Source organism: Rhodococcus sp. PSi06 (assembly GCF_054960675.1).
Map to the genome: position 1 here is coordinate 144,847 of NZ_JBHNYO010000007.1, position 15,722 is coordinate 160,568.

16 protein-coding genes are annotated in these 15,722 nt (G+C 64.1%); 9 read left to right on the forward strand and 7 right to left on the reverse strand.

Annotated features, from left to right (window positions below):
- Window position 1 precedes the first annotated feature (1 nt).
- From ACFI9K_RS11365 to ACFI9K_RS11380, 4 genes are all read left to right on the forward strand, one after another.
- Window positions 2-673 (forward strand): SDR family oxidoreductase, encoded by a 672-nt coding sequence (locus ACFI9K_RS11365; RefSeq protein ID WP_462663583.1) that lies wholly within the window; start codon window positions 2-4, stop codon window positions 671-673.
- A 184-nt stretch (window positions 674-857) separates the two neighbouring features.
- Window positions 858-2,204, forward strand: coding sequence for a hypothetical protein (locus ACFI9K_RS11370; RefSeq protein ID WP_462663584.1), 1,347 nt, complete (start codon window positions 858-860; stop codon window positions 2,202-2,204).
- A complete protein-coding gene (locus tag ACFI9K_RS11375) occupies window positions 2,201-3,325 on the forward strand; it encodes a hypothetical protein (RefSeq protein WP_462663585.1) in 1,125 nt (374 codons plus the stop codon). The genes ACFI9K_RS11370 and ACFI9K_RS11375 overlap by 4 nt, the downstream gene beginning before the upstream one ends.
- A 39-nt stretch (window positions 3,326-3,364) precedes the next feature.
- A complete protein-coding gene (locus ACFI9K_RS11380; RefSeq protein ID WP_462663586.1) occupies window positions 3,365-3,826 on the forward strand; it encodes a hypothetical protein in 462 nt (153 codons plus the stop codon).
- A 38-nt stretch (window positions 3,827-3,864) separates the two neighbouring features.
- Here ACFI9K_RS11380 and ACFI9K_RS11385 read toward each other — a convergent pair whose 3' ends face one another.
- The 3 genes from ACFI9K_RS11385 to ACFI9K_RS11395 all read right to left on the reverse strand — a co-directional run bounded on the left by ACFI9K_RS11385 (window position 3,865) and on the right by ACFI9K_RS11395 (window position 5,998).
- The gene (locus tag ACFI9K_RS11385; RefSeq protein WP_462663587.1) at window positions 3,865-4,584 is read right to left on the reverse strand and encodes a hypothetical protein; all 720 of its coding nucleotides are present in this window, start codon (window positions 4,582-4,584) and stop codon (window positions 3,865-3,867) included.
- Between the two features lie 90 nt (window positions 4,585-4,674).
- Entirely contained in the window at window positions 4,675-5,289 is a 615-nt protein-coding gene (locus ACFI9K_RS11390; RefSeq protein WP_462663588.1) for a cytochrome b/b6 domain-containing protein, read from the reverse strand.
- Window positions 5,273-5,998, reverse strand: coding sequence for a molybdopterin-dependent oxidoreductase (locus ACFI9K_RS11395; protein ID WP_462663589.1), 726 nt, complete (start codon window positions 5,996-5,998; stop codon window positions 5,273-5,275). Before ACFI9K_RS11395 ends, ACFI9K_RS11390 begins: the two co-directional genes overlap by 17 nt.
- A gap of 91 nt (window positions 5,999-6,089) precedes the next feature.
- Between ACFI9K_RS11395 and ACFI9K_RS11400 the strand changes: the two genes are divergently transcribed.
- A complete protein-coding gene (locus tag ACFI9K_RS11400) occupies window positions 6,090-6,515 on the forward strand; it encodes a pyridoxamine 5'-phosphate oxidase family protein (protein WP_462663590.1) in 426 nt (141 codons plus the stop codon).
- Window positions 6,516-6,524: 9 nt separating this feature from the next.
- Here the strand turns inward: ACFI9K_RS11400 and ACFI9K_RS11405 are convergent, their stop codons facing one another.
- From ACFI9K_RS11405 to leuS, 3 genes are all read right to left on the reverse strand, one after another.
- Window positions 6,525-7,112 carry a hypothetical protein gene (locus ACFI9K_RS11405; protein WP_462663591.1) on the reverse strand — a complete coding sequence of 196 codons (588 nt, stop codon included), beginning with the start codon at window positions 7,110-7,112 and terminating at the stop codon, window positions 6,525-6,527.
- A 218-nt stretch (window positions 7,113-7,330) separates the two neighbouring features.
- Complete coding sequence (locus ACFI9K_RS11410; RefSeq protein WP_462663592.1) at window positions 7,331-8,290, reverse strand: alpha/beta hydrolase fold domain-containing protein; 960 nt, start codon at window positions 8,288-8,290, stop codon at window positions 7,331-7,333.
- Window positions 8,291-8,383: 93 nt separating this feature from the next.
- On the reverse strand, window positions 8,384-11,206 hold the full coding sequence (gene leuS / locus ACFI9K_RS11415; RefSeq protein ID WP_462663593.1) for a leucine--tRNA ligase: 2,823 nt from the start codon (window positions 11,204-11,206) through the stop codon (window positions 8,384-8,386).
- Window positions 11,207-11,274: 68 nt separating this feature from the next.
- Between leuS and ACFI9K_RS11420 the strand changes: the two genes are divergently transcribed.
- From ACFI9K_RS11420 to ACFI9K_RS11435, 4 genes are read left to right on the forward strand one after another with little or no spacing between them, the layout of a single operon-like run.
- Window positions 11,275-11,679 (forward strand): SdpI family protein, encoded by a 405-nt coding sequence (locus ACFI9K_RS11420; protein ID WP_462663594.1) that lies wholly within the window; start codon window positions 11,275-11,277, stop codon window positions 11,677-11,679.
- A 4-nt stretch (window positions 11,680-11,683) separates the two neighbouring features.
- Window positions 11,684-12,664: a DUF1648 domain-containing protein gene (locus tag ACFI9K_RS11425; protein WP_462663595.1), complete on the forward strand. Its 981-nt coding sequence runs from the start codon at window positions 11,684-11,686 to the stop codon at window positions 12,662-12,664.
- 7 nt (window positions 12,665-12,671) lie between these two features.
- The gene (locus ACFI9K_RS11430; protein ID WP_462663596.1) at window positions 12,672-13,661 is read left to right on the forward strand and encodes a bile acid:sodium symporter family protein; all 990 of its coding nucleotides are present in this window, start codon (window positions 12,672-12,674) and stop codon (window positions 13,659-13,661) included.
- Between the two features lie 35 nt (window positions 13,662-13,696).
- The gene (locus ACFI9K_RS11435; protein WP_462663597.1) at window positions 13,697-15,058 is read left to right on the forward strand and encodes a glutamate decarboxylase; all 1,362 of its coding nucleotides are present in this window, start codon (window positions 13,697-13,699) and stop codon (window positions 15,056-15,058) included.
- On the opposite strand, the gene ACFI9K_RS11440 is transcribed toward ACFI9K_RS11435, so the two are convergent.
- Window positions 15,055-15,672: a YqgE/AlgH family protein gene (locus ACFI9K_RS11440; protein WP_462663598.1), complete on the reverse strand. Its 618-nt coding sequence runs from the start codon at window positions 15,670-15,672 to the stop codon at window positions 15,055-15,057. The two genes, ACFI9K_RS11435 and ACFI9K_RS11440, sit on opposite strands and share 4 nt — an antisense overlap.
- Between the last annotated feature and the right edge of the window lie 50 nt (window positions 15,673-15,722).

Here is a 15,722-nt window from a genome sequence, read left to right on the forward strand (position 1 = left end):
CATGACTCGTACTGCACTGGTGACCGGAGCAAGCCGTGGCCTCGGGGCCGATATCGCTCGACTGCTCGCTCCGGATCATCACGTGTTGTTGGGGGGTCGCTCCGCTGAGTCCGTCGCCCCGATTGCGTCGGAACTGCCCGGAGCCACCCCGTGGCCGGTGGAATTGACCGACTCGGACGCGGTGGCGGCAGCCGCGTCGAGCATCGGTTCTCTGAACGTGTTGGTGCACAACGCCGGGATCGCGGCGCTGGGGACGGTCGAAGAGTCGACGGCGGACGATTGGCGTCGCCAGTACGAGGTGAACGTCATCGCCGTCGTCGAACTCACTCGATTGCTGCTCCCCGCTCTGCGCGCCGCCGAAGGTCATGTGGTGCTGATCAATTCGGGCGCAGGCATACGCGCCAACCCTGGCTGGGGTGCCTACGCGGCGAGCAAATTCGCCCTCCGGGCCTTCGCTGACGCATTGCGATTGGAGGAACCGTCGCTACGAGTGACGTCGGTGCATCCCGGGCGCATCGACACCGAAATGCAGCGAGACATCGTGGCCCACGAGGGTGGAGAGTACGACGGCTCGAAGTTCTTGCAGCCCGGCACCGTTGCCCTCGCCGTTCGCAACGCCATCGATACGCCTGCGGACGCTCACCCAACGGAATTGGTGCTGCGCACGAGGTGAGTGGAACTTCGTAGTGGGGGTCGAGTTTCCGCTCACAACGAAGACCTTTGTATTCCTGTGGTTCGATGAACTCGCCCGGGCGTCAGCCACAGCCCGGGGTGGTGCCGCCCAGCCATTCCGCGAAGGACTGACAATCCGGCGCGCAATCGGGTCGATCAGGCCATACGGTCTGTATCGTCTGACCGTGACCGAAGCCAGGCGACACAATGTGATCATCGATACGGCAGTCGTCGTGTCCGTTGTATCGATCGGCATCGTCGTCGCAGGCCTGTTGCCGCAGGCCGGCGAAGCGCCAGAACCTAATTCGCCGATGGCGGACACCCAGATCGTGTCCGAACCCGTGGAGTACCCGGTGGAGATTCCGGGATGCACCTCAGTCCAACCTCCGCCGGCCGAAAACGGAATCACGCGTTATTCCTCTGCGATCGTCGGAGGGGAGACACCGAGCTACGACAACCCGTCGTATCCGTGGCTGACGGCAGGGAAAGCATCGGCGATGTCGGACGCCGTCCGCGCAGCGCTGCCCGCCGATGTCACCGTCGCGTTGGCTCCGCCGTCGAGTTCGTTCGTATTTCAGCCTGTCGAAGACTTCGGCGACACGGGTCCACAGGGAGCGATCCCTACGACGTCGGCATTCGGTCAGCTTGTCCGCGAAGGGGTGTCCGCCTACACCACCTTCGCCGTCGGGCCGGCCGATGCCGGTGTACCGGATTGTGTCGCAGGCAATCTCGACTTCCGTACGACTACGTCGGACGGAACTGTCGTCGACACGTTGGACACGTGGTACGAGGAGCGGGGGTCGCGAACGTACTGGCGTAGCGCCGTCGCGTATCACCCCGACGGAACCCGAGTGAGCGTCAGCCTCACTGGTGACGACCTGACGGCATTACCCCTCGATGCCGATGTGGCTGCGGCCATCGCTGCGCGTCCCGACCTGGCCCTGTCCGCACCTGTCCCTGCGGGAATGCCTGCGCCGCGGCAGGATTGCTCGGTCTACGCCGCGTCCTCTACCGGGACGGCTCGGGATGTTCGCCGGGAGTCCGTGGATGCTGCGAATGCCGCGCTGACCGCTACGTGGGCGTCCATACCGAACGCGCCGACGCTGGACCGGCCGATCGGCTCGCTCGTTCCCGACGGTTTCACCTCCGGCGTGTGCACCGACCTCGACGTCGTCGGGGCGCGAATAGGATTGTCGCTGTCGGTGATCGGCGATCAACCGCTGCCGACCCCGGTGGACCCGTACGACCCCAATGCTGCGTACGGCCCTCTCCCGGTGACGCGAACACTGCCCGACGGATCGGTGATGCAGACCGAGGACGCCGGAATCACCGAAGGGTTGGTGTCGGAGGACGGAACCACCCGCGTGTCGAGGTCGGTGACCCTGACCCACCCCGACGGAGTGCAGGTGTCCGCGCGATCGACTGCCGATGTCGAACCAGGACTACAGACCGCGCCGCTCTCGCTTCCCGAACCACTGGGATACGACGTACTCGAAGCGCTGACGCAAACACCGATTGCGATGTGGCCGTGACCGATTTGGAGACCACTGGGTCATCTCGCGCCGGAACGCGACGAGCCGGAGTTGCCGTCGCGATCGCGGTGATTGCCGTCGCTGCGGCGGTGACCGTGCTGGTCACCCACCAGAGACCGACGCCCGAACCATCCGACGCTGCCTCTGCGGTGGCGTCGACTCCGGAGACCGCAACTCAGGAAACAGCGACCACTACGGATGTCTCGTCCGCACCGACACACGATCCGCGGTGGCAGATCGATGCCGCCGACGTGTATGGGCGCACGTTCGCGGCCTTCGTCGCACCGACGGCGAGTCTGCAGTTCGACTCCGACACAAACACAGTCATCGACGCCGGCGATGTACTTGTCACCGCGGTCGGCCTACCGAACCCGCGTACGTATCTGCTCGACGACGCCCGGTTGGTGGGGATCGCCGCATCGGATGGAGCTGTGTTGTGGTCGGTGTCGCCGGACGGTGGTCTCAACAGTTGCGCCGGTACACCGGTTCGCGGTGAAATCCTGTGTCTCGATTCGTTTTCGAGTAGTCCGGCGTTCGTCGCGATCGGTGTGCAGGACGGTACGGTGCGGCGGGTGCCGATTCCTACGGGATGGGAACCGTACGCGATCAAATCGGACGCCACCTCGATCTACGTCCTGGAAGGAAACCCAGAGGACAGTGAATCGACCCTGCACGGCGGTGATGTCGACGCCCTCGCCAACGCGTGGTCACTACCGATCACCGCGTTCTCACCGTACGAAGGACTGGACGGGACATTGATTCACCTCGACGGTGGCCGCGGTGTCGTCACCCTCGGCGGTGAGGCAGCGTTCTTCGACCCTCGCACCGGTACTGCGATCGATAATCTCGAATTACGCTCGGACACCTCGGTTGTCGATACCGGAACGGGGAACGAGGTGTGGCGCCTTCAGGAGCCGCTCGCGGGATCGACGACAGTGGGGGAGACCGTCTACACAGTGGCAGACACCTCGGTGACCGCGTCAGCCGCCGACACCGGAGACGACAAATGGGTGTGGCCGGTGCCGACCGATGCGAGTGGCTCGACGGTCTCCGGGTCCATCGTGGCAACCGAATCCGGCGTGTACTTTCTCTCCTCCGCGGTCATGGTCCACCTCGAGTGACTCGGAACGCGGCGCAACGGTTCTCAACTTGTAGACGGGATGAGCGGTAGCGGTGACATGAAAGTCCGAAACAGGGTGACGGTCGCGGGCATCGGTGCGGCGGCGGTGGCGTCGGGTATCGGTGCGTTGCCGACGTCGCGGGATCTCCTTGGGGCGGACGCCGAGACCTGGGCCGAGAATGCTGCGAAATGGCACCAGCGTCCCCTGTTGGTCGTTGTAGTGGTGGCTGTGCTCGTCGCCGTCTCCGTACAGCTCGACCGGAGAGCACTGCGAGTCGTCGCGAGGTCATGTGCGGCGATCGTCGCTTTGTGCGGAATGGTCAAAGCACCGTGGATTCTCGGCACGCTGATGTACGGGGCTTTCTTATCCGCGGCGGGCCTGGCCTCCCTGTGCGCAATTTTGTTGTGGACGACGGCGATTGCCATCCTTATCGGCGTCGGAGCGTCGCATCCTCCAACCGCAGCCGTCGGTGAGGAGCCGTCGCCGTCGACACTGCGGTAGCTCTCGATTCGAGCCGAGACATCGCTGCTCCAGTGAGCTCACGCAGTGTTCACGACGTCGGCGTCGTAGGTCAGAGAATCCTCGGGCGCTATGGAAAGCGTCTCGAGGTCGGGTGAGTCGAGCAGGCGTCGCGCTACTTCTTCCGAACAGCCCACCAGGGTCGAGTCGAAGTCCACTTCGGTTGCGACACACCATGAGCGATCAGCCGGCCATACGATGTTGGGGCCGGGCCCGAGGTACCCGAGCAGATCGGGGATGGTGACGGCCTCCTCCAGCGCTCCGGACAAGACTCCGTACTTTCGCCCAGGATGTTCGAGCAACGAGGCCTGCGAGAGCAATTCGGCCATCGGTGCCACGTCGACCGGCTCGGAGTATGTCTGCCCATCGGGTCTGGGTCCGAATCGGACTGTGGATCCATAATGAAAGGCCGCCCTGCCGAGCCAGACGGCGAAGTACGCATCGTCGGGCGTGGCGGTGTGGTGTGCCAGCAGATCCAGCAACGTCTGGTTGTCGGGTTGTAGCAGTTCACCTATCTCGGGATCGCTTCCCGGCCACAGCTCGTTCGACGGGTTGATCGATTGCTCGGAACCGATCAGGCGCCACCACTGGACTTGGGGATGTATCTGCCTGCCGGTGACCGCAGCCACGTCGCGCCACCGTATCGCGTGTTCGTCGTCGGACTCGATCGGGTGCAGGACGCGCACGTACCGCGCGTACCCGCGGGGGATGACTCCGGTGATCGTCCTCCACGAGGTCAAGCGCGGTCTGATCCACGCCCCAACAGATCCGTCGACCGGTTTCATGAGGTCCACCCTGCCCGATCCGCCGCCATGGTCAGTTTCTGCACGTCACGTGCGCGAGGAATCCTCGTCCACCCACTCCGGATGCTCGCTGCGCGCCCACTCCCGGGTGACGACGCCGTCGGTCATTCCGCGCATCGCTTCGGTGTCTCGCCACGCATATGTGATGTGACCGGCGACCAGTAAGCCGAATCCCAGCGCGAACCAGTCGTGGACGAAGGTCGCGCCGATCCGCCATTGCAGTGGACTCCACGTCGAGAAGTACATGACCGCACCGGTGCCGAGCAGGACCAGCATGGATCCGGCACTCAATGCGCCGTTCAGCTTCTGACCGGCGTTGAATTTACCCACTCCCACTGCGCCGAGCCGACGGGCCTTGGAACGCAACCACTTCCAGTCGTCGTCGACGAATCTGTTCAGGCGCGTCATGTCCCGCCGGTAGCCCTTCGATACCGCACCGGCAAGCAACGGAACCGGTAGCAGGAAGCCCGACCACACGTGCACGAACTCCACGACCGGTCGATGGCCGACGAGAACCGCGAGCGACCCGATGTACAGAATCGCGGCGGTGACGATGCAGACGATGACCAGGACGCCGACGGTCCAGTGCACGTACCGCTCGATACGATCGAAGCGCGCGCGATCGTCAACTCGTCGGTTCATCACGACGTCCGTTCGACTCGCCCACGAAGCCATCGATGTCGTAGCCACGCTTCTCCCAGTAGCCGGGAACCACGTTGTCGGTCAGTTCGATGCCGGACAACCACTTGAGGCTCTTGTATCCGTACATGGGAGCGACGAACAATCGCACCGGTCCACCGTGATCGTGGGTGACAGGACCGTCCAGCATTGTCAGCGCAACCAGGACGTCGTCCCGACGTGCTTGCTCGAGCGTCAGACTCTCCGTATACGTCCCGTCGAACGAGGTGAAGCGAAGAGAATTCGCTGACGCTGTCGGTCCGACGGCATCAAGAATATCGACCAATCTCACTCCACTCCAAGCTACTTCGGGTACTCGCCATCCCGTGACGCACTGAAAATCGCGCGTCAACGACGTCTGCGGCATCGAACGTAGATCCTGCAGAGTGAACGTACGCGGGGTGTCGACGGAACCGCCCACCGTCAGGGCATACGAGTTCTCGTCCTTACGCGGCGCGCCCTGCGTCACCGAGTAGAACCGAAAGTTGTCCCCGACGGGAATCAGTCCGATCAAACCCGTCGGATCGTGGTTGCCGAGTGGGCCGAGAACCGACGCCAGACCCTTCTGTAGTGCTCCACCGCCGACGATGCCTGCAGCACCGGCCGCCAGCAACCCGAGCACAACTCGGCGACCCACGGGCTTACCCGGAATCTGTTGCTCGTCGACCGACATCCCTCCACTGTCCACGGCGAAGCCGAACGGGGCCACACAGGGCGTCGAATCAGGCCTGGAACTTCCGACCGCGAAGTCTTAGCGTTGATCCATGGCACTGTCGAAGACAGAACGCGAAGAGTATCTGGCCGAGTCGCATATAGCCGCCCTGTCGGTCGCGGCGGGACCGGATCGAGGCCCGCTGACGGTCCCTATCTGGTACGACTACACCCCCGGCGGTGATGCCTGGGTACTGACCGGAAAGACATCGAAGAAGGCCCAGTTGATCAGGGCTGCACAGCGATTCACCCTGATGATCGAGCAATCCGATCCGACGATCCGCTACGTCAGCGTCGAGGGTCCCGTGGCGCGAGAGGAACCGAGTACGCCCGAGATGCTGCGCGCCATGGCGGCCCGCTACCTACCGCCGGAGAAGGTCGACGGGTACCTCGACATGGCGCACAGCGAGCACGAAGAGAACGTGGTGTTCTACCTGCGGCCCGAACACTGGCTGTCGGCCGATCTCGGAGCCATCTGATCGCGTCGATCACCGTGTGAACGACGGTCCGTATCCCGGAGGAGGGCTGTTGTAGGTCGGTGCCACGGCGTTGTTCCTCTTCGGACCTACCACCGCATCGATACCGACGGCAATCCACGCCGGCACTGCGATGCTGACCAGCAGCACCACATCGAGAATCGTCGGCGTGGCACGAGAACGGGATGTCTCGAACATCAACCAGTGGGCAAGAAGCTGAAAAACCGACCCCGCCACCACGGAAATCGCCACGACCACCAAGGTCACCAGTGCGCGGCGTCGAACGAGCACCCACGCCAGTACGGCAGGCACCATCACGATGATGGACAGGAACGCCGAATACACCACGTAATCGCTGATCCAGAAGTAGAGCGGTACCAATTCCGCCAGCACCGTGATCAAGACCGAAATGGCCACCGCGGCAACAGCAACGACCCGACGCACCGGAGCAACCGGCTGAAGCGCACAGAACACGGCCAACGCGATCGACGGAATCGTATTCGCGGCAAGAACGTGGAGGGTAGTGCTACCGAGTGGCCCCGTGGCGAGTCGCAAGCCGAGGCCGGCCCCGCACCCCGCGACAAGTATCACGATCGACACGACGCCAGGCCGAGGTGCCACCCGGGGCGCAGGCCTCGGTGGCTGCGGCGGATACGCAACCGGTGGCGGTTGATAACCGTAATTGCCTGGACCGTACACAGTCCGTCCTTCCATTCGTAGCGGAGGCCGGGCAGTCACCCCCCGGTTGCCTGCGAAGAACTGTAACGAACCGATCGGTATTTCGCGAGAGTACGGACTCGCCGCCGAGGACAGTGCGGCTACGCGGACAGATGTGTCGATACGAACCGTCGGACACGGTCGAGGGAGGCGTCCGCCTCCGGTGACGGCGTTTGCTGATACGCGTGCCAGAGTCCCGGTGCGTCGTTTACTTCGACGGGCACCCCTTGCTGTTCCAGACGGCGCGCCAAGTTCATGACATCCGGGCGCAGGAGGTCGCGCTCCGCGGTGACCAGAAGTGTCGGCACAGTCAGGCCTGTGAAGTCGGCCAGTATCGGCGACACTCGTGGATCGTCGGGGTCGTGTCCGCCCAGATATGCGGCCAGCGCCTTGTCCAGCATCCCGTGCCACTTCACGACCGGGTCCAGGCCCTCGTTGACCAGCCGGGCAGAATCGAAGTCGTGGAGATCGGCGGCGGGACTGAACAACACGACAGCCGCGGGCAGTGCGACACCGGCACGTTCGAGCAACCGCCTCAGCACGCCCAACGCCAGATTGGCACCGGCGCAGGTAGCGACCAGAACCGGGCGACCGCGCCTCCCGGATACCACTGCATCCCAGGCTTTTTCGAGCTCATGCAGTGATTTCGGAAACTGGGTTGCCGGTGCCAGACCGTAATGCAGAGACAAGCACGTCAGGCCAGTCGCGGCGGTCAGGCCGATGGAGATCGAATCCACCGGCTCCCCGACGACGAATGCTCCACCGTGTACGTAGACGAGGTAGTCATCCGCCTCTGCGCGCGAGTGGTCTCGGGGCGTCAACTCGGTGACGGCCGATCCCGCGTGGTCCGTGGTGCCGACACCAACCTGGTGGCGGCGCAGAGCATCGGCATTGGTGCCCTTGTTCTTTCGACGCGTCAGAGCACGAATCATCGGACTGAACACCGCGTTGAGCGGAACCGGAATACTCGCGGGCGGTGCGCTCGCCAGCATGGCGCGAGCGGCGTCGGACAATGGTTCCGCGTTGTGCTCGTCGGTCGCACCGGGGCCGGGCTGGGTCATGTCCAGAGACTAACGAAAAGTTCGCGAGCTCGAAGTTATGGACGGAAATCGCCAGATTTTCATCCATAACTTCGAGTTCGGCCCACGCGGGAACTACTTCACAACGATGTTCACCATTCGACCCGGGATGACGATGATCTTGGTCGGGGCCTTGCCGTCGAGCAACGCCACGATTTTCTCGTCCGCCAGAGCCATCTTCTCGACATCGTCCTTGGTCGCATCGGCAGAGACGGTGATGCGGCTGCGGACCTTGCCGTTGACCTGGATGGGGTAGTCGACCGTATCGGCAACCAACCACTTCTTCTCCACGCGAGGAAAAGGCCCGTGCGCCAACGACTTATCGTGGCCCAGCTTGCCCCACAGTTCCTCGGACAGGTGCGGAGCCAGGGGAGCGAGCATCAGGATCAGCGGCTCGACAACTCCGCGCGGCGCACCGTCCGGGTAGGCCTTGGTGATGTGGTTGGTCAGCTCGATCAACTTGGCACCGGCCGTATTATCGCGCAGCGCAGCATAATCCGCGTGCACGCCGTCGATCACGCGGTTCAGGACCCGCAGGGTGTCCTCGGTGGGCTTGGCGTCGGTGACGCGGACCTCGCCGGTCACCTCGTCGAGCACCAGTCGCCAGACGCGCTGCAGGAATCGCTGCGCGCCGACGACGTCCTTCGTCGCCCACGGTCGTGAGGTATCCAGTGGGCCCATCGACATCTCGTAGAACCGCAAGGTGTCGGCACCGTACTCGGCGAAGATCTCGTCGGGGGAGACCGAGTTCTTCAGCGACTTGCCCATTTTGCCGTACTCACGGTTGACGGGCTGGTCCTGGTAGAAGTAGCCGCCGTCGCGTTCGACGACCTCGGCCGCGGGCACGTAGACCCCACGCGCGTCGGTGTAGGCGTAGGCCTGGATGTAGCCCTGGTTGTACAGGCGACGGTACGGCTCGCTCGAGCTGACGTGCCCCAGATCGAACAGCACTTTGTGCCAGAAGCGCGAGTACAGCAGGTGCAGTACCGCATGCTCGACGCCGCCCACGTAGAGATCGACGCCGCCCGGATCGTTGGGTCCGTGGATCTCCGGACGTGGCCCCACCCAGTACTTTTCGTTCTCCGGATCTGCGAAGGCCTCGGAGTTGGTGGGGTCGACGTAGCGCAGTTGGTACCAGGAGCTGCCTGCCCACTGCGGCATCACGTTGGTGTCGCGGGTGTAGGTCTGCAGTCCGTCACCCAGATCGAGCTCGACGTTGACCCACTCGTCGGCCTTGGCCAGTGGTGGGGACGGCTCGGAACCGGCGTCGTCCGGATCGAACGACACCGGGGCGTAGTTCTCGATCTCGGGAAGTTCCACCGGCAGAGCAGAATCGGGCAAGCCGTGCGGATTGCCTTCGGAATCCCACACGATCGGGAACGGCTCACCCCAGTACCGCTGACGAGCGAACAGCCAATCGCGCAGCTTGTACTGAATGGTGCCGCGGCCCTTGCCTTCGGACTCCAGTCGGGCGATGACAGCGGCTTTCGCCTCGTCGACCGGTAGGCCGTCCAGGAAGCCGGAGTTCACCAGCGCGCCGTCGCCGACGTAGGCGGCCTCGGTGACGTCTCCACCCGAGATGACCTCGCGCACAGGCAGATCGAACGCTGTCGCGAACTCCCAGTCACGTGCGTCGTGGCCCGGAACGGCCATGATGGCACCGGTACCGTAACCGGTCAGCACGTAGTCGGCGATGAACACCGGCACCTGCTCGCCGTTGACCGGGTTCTCGGCATACGCACCGATGAAGACGCCGGTCTTCTCCTTGTTCTCCTGTCGTTCCAGATCCGACTTGGCCGCGATCGACGCGCGATATGCCGCAACAGCTTCCGCGGGAGTCGCGGCCCCGCCGGTCCACTTCTCGGAGACGCCGGCCGGCCACTCGGGAGCAATCAGGCCGTCGACCAGTTCGTGCTCGGGGGCGAGCACCACGTAGCTCGCACCGAACAGCGTGTCCGGACGAGTGGTGAACACCTCGATGCCGGAGAACGAGACCTGCGCGCCGCGGGAGCGTCCGATCCAGTTGCGCTGCATGGTCTTGACCTTCTCGGGCCAGTCCAAGTGTTCGAGGTCGTCGACCAGCCGGTCGGAGTACGCAGTGATGCGCATCATCCACTGGCGCAGGTTCTTTCGGAAGACCGGGAAGTTGCCTCGATCGCTGCGACCGTCGGCGGTGACCTCCTCGTTGGCCAACACCGTGCCCAAACCGGGGCACCAGTTGACCATCGAGTTGGATTCGTACACCAGACGGAAACCGTCGATCACCTCGCGGCGCTCGCCGACGGTCAGCGAATCCCAGGATCGGCCGTCGTCCAGCGTGCGCTCACCCGAGGCGAACGCGGCCTCCAGTTCCGAGATGGGCCGCGCTTTGCCGAGGTCCGCGTCGAACCACGAGTTGAAGATCTGCAAGAAGATCCACTGCGTCCAGTGATAGAAGTCGACATCCGTCGTCGCCAGGGACCGTCGACGATCGTGTCCGAGCCCCAGGCGACGCAACTGGCGGCGCATGTTGACGATGTTGTCTTCGGTGGTGCTGCGCGGATGCGTGCCGGTCTGCACGGCGTACTGCTCGGCGGGCAGCCCGAACGCGTCGTAGCCCAGCGCGTGCAACACATTGCGCCCTTGCATGCGGTGATACCGCGCGAAGACGTCGGTGGCGATGTAGCCGAGGGGGTGGCCGACGTGCAGCCCGCTGCCCGACGGGTACGGGAACATGTCCTGCACGAACAGCTTGTCTTTCGGGACGTCTCCGGCGAGCTCCCCGACCGGGTTGGGCGCGTCGAAGGTGCCCTGGGCTTCCCACAGGTCCTGCCACTGCTCCTCGATGTGCCCGGCGAGTTCGGCTGTGTAGCGGTACTCGGGGGCGGACTCGGTGGGTGCGTCAACGGAATCGGTCACGTCGACCAGCCTAAAGTGTGACGCGGCCCGCCTGGTACCAGGACCTCGCTGCGCCGTATCCTGGCGAAGTGGTCATCGTTGCGGTTGTGTTGTTCGTGCTCGCCCTCGTCGTCGGCGCGGTAGCTGCCCTGTCGCTACTGGGCCGGCTCCCGCGCAATCGTTTCGCCGGTGTTCGCACCGCCGATGCCATGCGCGACGAGGAGACGTTCGTCCTCGCCAATCGCGTCGCCGGGCCCACCACCGCCGCGTCGGCGTTAGTTTTGGCGCTCGGCGCAGTGGCCGCAGTCGCTCTGAGCGGCGTATCTGCCCTCGTCGCCGTCGTCGTGGCCCTCGCCGCCGCCCTGTTCATCGCAGCGGCCGGTGGATCCATCGGGGCCCGCGCCGCAGCGGCCGTCCCGAAGCCCGCCGAGGCGGACGGATGCGGACAGTCGTGCATCTCGTGCAGCCTCAAGGACGCCTGCCAGCCGAGCTGAGCAGATGAAAGCACGAGCGTCACGCACCTTCGATCCCGCTGGAGTTGTCTTCGGCGTTCTCGTACCCCTCGTGGTTGCTGCCCTGGTTCTGGTACTTGCCTACCTGTGGCAGGGCCGATTGCCGGACGAGGTCGCTACCCATTTCAGCGGCACCGAACCGGACGACTTCTCCGATCCGCTGTCCAATTCTTGGACCCTGGCCATCGTGATCGTGCTGGTGGGCGGCGGGTGCAGTGCCGTGGCGTCGTTGGCCCGAGTGCTGCTGATCATGCGTCGAACGATGTTGGTCATCGGGCTGACCGTCGTCGGAATGATCGGCGTCCTGCACATAGCGACCCTGACCCGCGAGTTGGATATGGCCTCCGGTCAGAGCGTCACCATCCCGGGCTGGGCGATTGCAATGGGGACCGTCATCGGGTTCGCCACCGGCCTGTTCGGTGCGTCCAGACTGCGCGACCACCGCGAACGCGTCGTCGCCACGTCCGCGCCGCACGCCGATCTCCCGCGGTGCAACCCAGAACTACCCCTGGTGGTCGCCGTCGGTGCCAGTCGTGTCGCCGGGATCACCGTCGTCGCGATCTCTGTGGCCGGAGCCGCGCTGACCTGTTACCTGACCAGCTCGCCGTGGCCGATCTTTCTCTTCGTCCCGCTGACAATTCTGATTCTGTCGCTGCTGCGCTTCACCGTGCACGTGGACAGCGACGGGCTCTACGTCTCCAGCCTCGGGATGGCCGCGTTCGACTACGACATCGACGAAATCACCGGTGCCTCGGTGCGGACTGTGGATCCGGGTAAGGACTTCGGCGGGTGGGGGCTGCGTGCCAAGGGCCGCGGAAACTATGCCGTGGCCACCGAGTCCGGACCGGCAGCCTTCGTCACCTTCGCCAACGGCGACCGGCTCACCATCGGTTCCGCCCGGGCCGACGCCATTGCCGGCACGTTGAACACCTTGACCGCCCGCACTCGCAGCACAACCGCGGAGTGAGTTCCGAGTGAAGTTGTTGCGGGATACCGTGCTGGATCCCTTCCTGTTGAGCATCTTTGCCGTGGCCGTTCTGGCGAGTATCTTTCCGGCGACGGGCACAGCCGAAGACGTGCTGAGCTGGGTCACCCGGGTCGCCATCGCGCTGCTGTTTCTCATCTACGGTGCGAGGTTGTCGCCGCGGGACGCCTGGGAGGGTCTCAAACACTGGCGGCTGCACTCGGTGATCCTGGCGTCGACGTATCTGCTCTTTCCCGCACTCGGCCTGGCGCTGCGGATACTCGAACCCGGATTGATCAGCGACGACCTCTACACCGGGGTGCTGTTCCTGTGCCTGGTGCCGTCCACGGTGCAGTCCTCGATCGCGTTCACCTCCATCGCCCGGGGCAACGTCGCCGGTGCCGTGGTGAGCGCATCGTTCTCCAACATCATCGGAGTGTTCGTCACCCCACTGCTGGTGATCGCCTTGATGACCACCACGGGATCGGTGAGCATCGACCCCGGCTCGATCGTCGACATCGCCCTGCAACTGCTGCTGCCCTTCGCCATCGGACAGCTCATCAGGCCCTGGGTGACGGGATGGCTGACCCGGCACAGTGCACCGACGAAGCTCGTCGACCGAGGGTCGATCCTGTTGGTCGTCTTCGCCGCGTTCAGCGCGTCGATGAACCAACACGTGTGGTCCTCGGTGGCCGTATGGCGAATCGCCGTCGTCGTCGGTGTGTGCGTCGTATTGCTCGCTCTCGTACTGACCATCACCTGGTACGCGGGCAAGTTGTTCGGCTTTTCACTCGAAGATCGCCTGGTGCTGCTGTTCTGCGGATCGAAGAAGAGCCTCGCTAGCGGGCTACCCATGGCCGCGGTGCTGTTCGTCGGACAACCCGTCGGCCTGATCGTGTTGCCCTTGCTGCTCTTCCACCAGATCCAGTTGATGGTCTGCACCGTGATCGCTCAGCGCTTCGCCCGACGACCGGAACCGGCAGCCCAGCCGGCGGACTAGATTCGGGTGTCACTCGAGGATATGAGGAGAAGACGATGACCAGGAAGCTTCGTACCGGCGGTGTCGTCTCCGCGGCCTATACCGGCCGCCTCGCAACCAATCCTGTACCGGCACTGCGACTTCCCGAGGATCAACTCGACCCCGACGCGGCATACCGCTACATCCACGACGAACTGATGCTCGACGGTAGCTCACGCCTGAATCTGGCGACGTTCGTCACCACCTGGATGGACCCTCAGGCCGAGAAGCTCATGGCGGAGACGTTCGACAAGAACATGATCGACAAGGACGAATATCCGTCCACTGCAGCCATCGAGGAACGGTGCGTCAACATCGTCGCCGATCTGTTCCATGCCCCTGGACTCGACCGCGAGGACCCGTCATCGGCCACCGGGGTCTCGACGATCGGATCCAGTGAAGCCGTCATGTTGGCCGGCCTGGCGCTCAAGTGGCGCTGGCGAGCCAAGGGAGCCGGCACCGGCACGCCCAATGTGGTGTTGGGCAGCAACGTTCAGGTGGTCTGGGAGAAGTTCTGCCGCTACTTCGACGTGGAGCCGAAGTACCTTACCGTCGAACGTGGTCGCTACGTCATCACTCCCGAGCAGGTTCGAGATGCCGTGGACGAGAACACCATCGGTGTGGTCGCCATTCTGGGCACCACGTTCACCGGGGAGCTCGAACCGGTGCAGGAGATCTGCGCGGTGCTCGACGAGATTGCCGACGGCGGCGGTCCCGACGTACCCGTCCATGTCGACGCGGCCAGCGGCGGCTTCGTCGTACCGTTTCTGTATCCGGAGCTCGAGTGGGACTTTCGGCTGCCACGCGTCAAGTCCATCAATGCCAGTGGCCACAAGTACGGATTGACCTACCCGGGAATCGGATTCGCCGTCTGGCGGACCAAGGAAGACCTGCCCGAGGACCTGGTGTTTCGCGTGAACTACCTCGGCGGAGACATGCCCACCTTCACCCTGAACTTCTCCCGACCGGGCAACCAGGTGATCGGCCAGTACTACAACTTCCTGCGCCTCGGCCGCTCCGGCTACACCGACATCATGAAAGCTCTGCGCGACACCGCTGTTCGCGTCAGCCGACACCTCGAGAAGCACCCGGACATCGAGGTTGTCACCAATGGATCGGCCATTCCGGTGCTCTCGTTCATGCTGAAAGAGCATTGCAACTTCACCGTGTTCGACGTGTCCCACGAGTTGCGCGCCCGCGGCTGGCAGGTGCCGGCATACACGATGCCCGACAACGCAACCGATGTCGCAGTACTGCGAATCGTCGTGCGAGAGGGCTTCAGCGCAGACCTGGGCCGAATGCTGTGTGTCGCCGTCGACGAGGTGATCGATGGCCTGAAATCAGGAGGACACTCCCAGGATCGGCCGTTCGCTCACTAATTACGTTCGACATCGATCGGGTGGGACGCGAGCAGCGCCAACGGCATCGGCTGACGACGCAGTACGTGCGCCCACAGATCGATTCGGGCCGGGCCGATCACATCGGACGGCAAGGCGGACAACACCATCCAGTCCTCGCGGTCGAGTTCTCCTTCGAGTTGACCGAACGTCCACCCCGAATAGCCGGCAAACACGCGCACTCCCTCGACCAGTGGCTCGATGTCTGCGGGATCGGAATCGAGATCCACCATCACTACTCGGCCGTCGACGCGACGCAATCCGGGAACGCCGTCGATCGACACCCCGGTTCGTAGCGTCGCCAGGCACAGGGCCGAATCACGCTTGACCGGACCGCCGACGTACAGCGCCTGCGGCTTGGCAGCGAGCTCGGACCAGTCGGGCAGCACGTTCTGCACCGCGGTCTCACTGGGACGGTTGATCACGACGCCGAGACTGCCCGCGTCGTTGTGTTCGATGATGTAGATGACGGTGCGCCGAAACGTGGGCTCCACCAGTTCGATGGACGACACCAACAGACTGCCGGGCCTGACATCGCGCAAGGCCGACGCCGTCTGGTCCTCGGGTTCCTCCGCATGCGTTGCCACGATAGCCATTGTGGCACCGCGCACCGTCGGATGTGGCACAAGCACGACGGCCAGTCCTC

Excerpts from the sequence above, each read along its gene's own strand:
- ACFI9K_RS11365 (WP_462663583.1), top strand. The coding sequence starts at position 2 with ATGACTCGTACTGCACTGGTGACCGGAGCAAGCCGTGGCCTCGGGGCC.
- ACFI9K_RS11380 (WP_462663586.1), top strand. The coding sequence starts at position 3,365 with ATGAGCGGTAGCGGTGACATGAAAGTCCGAAACAGGGTGACGGTCGCG.
- ACFI9K_RS11390 (WP_462663588.1), bottom strand. The coding sequence starts at position 5,289 with ATGAACCGACGAGTTGACGATCGCGCGCGCTTCGATCGTATCGAGCGG.
- ACFI9K_RS11395 (WP_462663589.1), bottom strand. The coding sequence starts at position 5,998 with ATGTCGGTCGACGAGCAACAGATTCCGGGTAAGCCCGTGGGTCGCCGA.
- ACFI9K_RS11400 (WP_462663590.1), top strand. The coding sequence starts at position 6,090 with ATGGCACTGTCGAAGACAGAACGCGAAGAGTATCTGGCCGAGTCGCAT.
- ACFI9K_RS11410 (WP_462663592.1), bottom strand. The coding sequence starts at position 8,290 with ATGACCCAGCCCGGCCCCGGTGCGACCGACGAGCACAACGCGGAACCA.
- ACFI9K_RS11425 (WP_462663595.1), top strand. The coding sequence starts at position 11,684 with ATGAAAGCACGAGCGTCACGCACCTTCGATCCCGCTGGAGTTGTCTTC.
- ACFI9K_RS11435 (WP_462663597.1), top strand. The coding sequence starts at position 13,697 with ATGACCAGGAAGCTTCGTACCGGCGGTGTCGTCTCCGCGGCCTATACC.
- ACFI9K_RS11440 (WP_462663598.1), bottom strand. The coding sequence starts at position 15,672 with ATGGCTATCGTGGCAACGCATGCGGAGGAACCCGAGGACCAGACGGCG.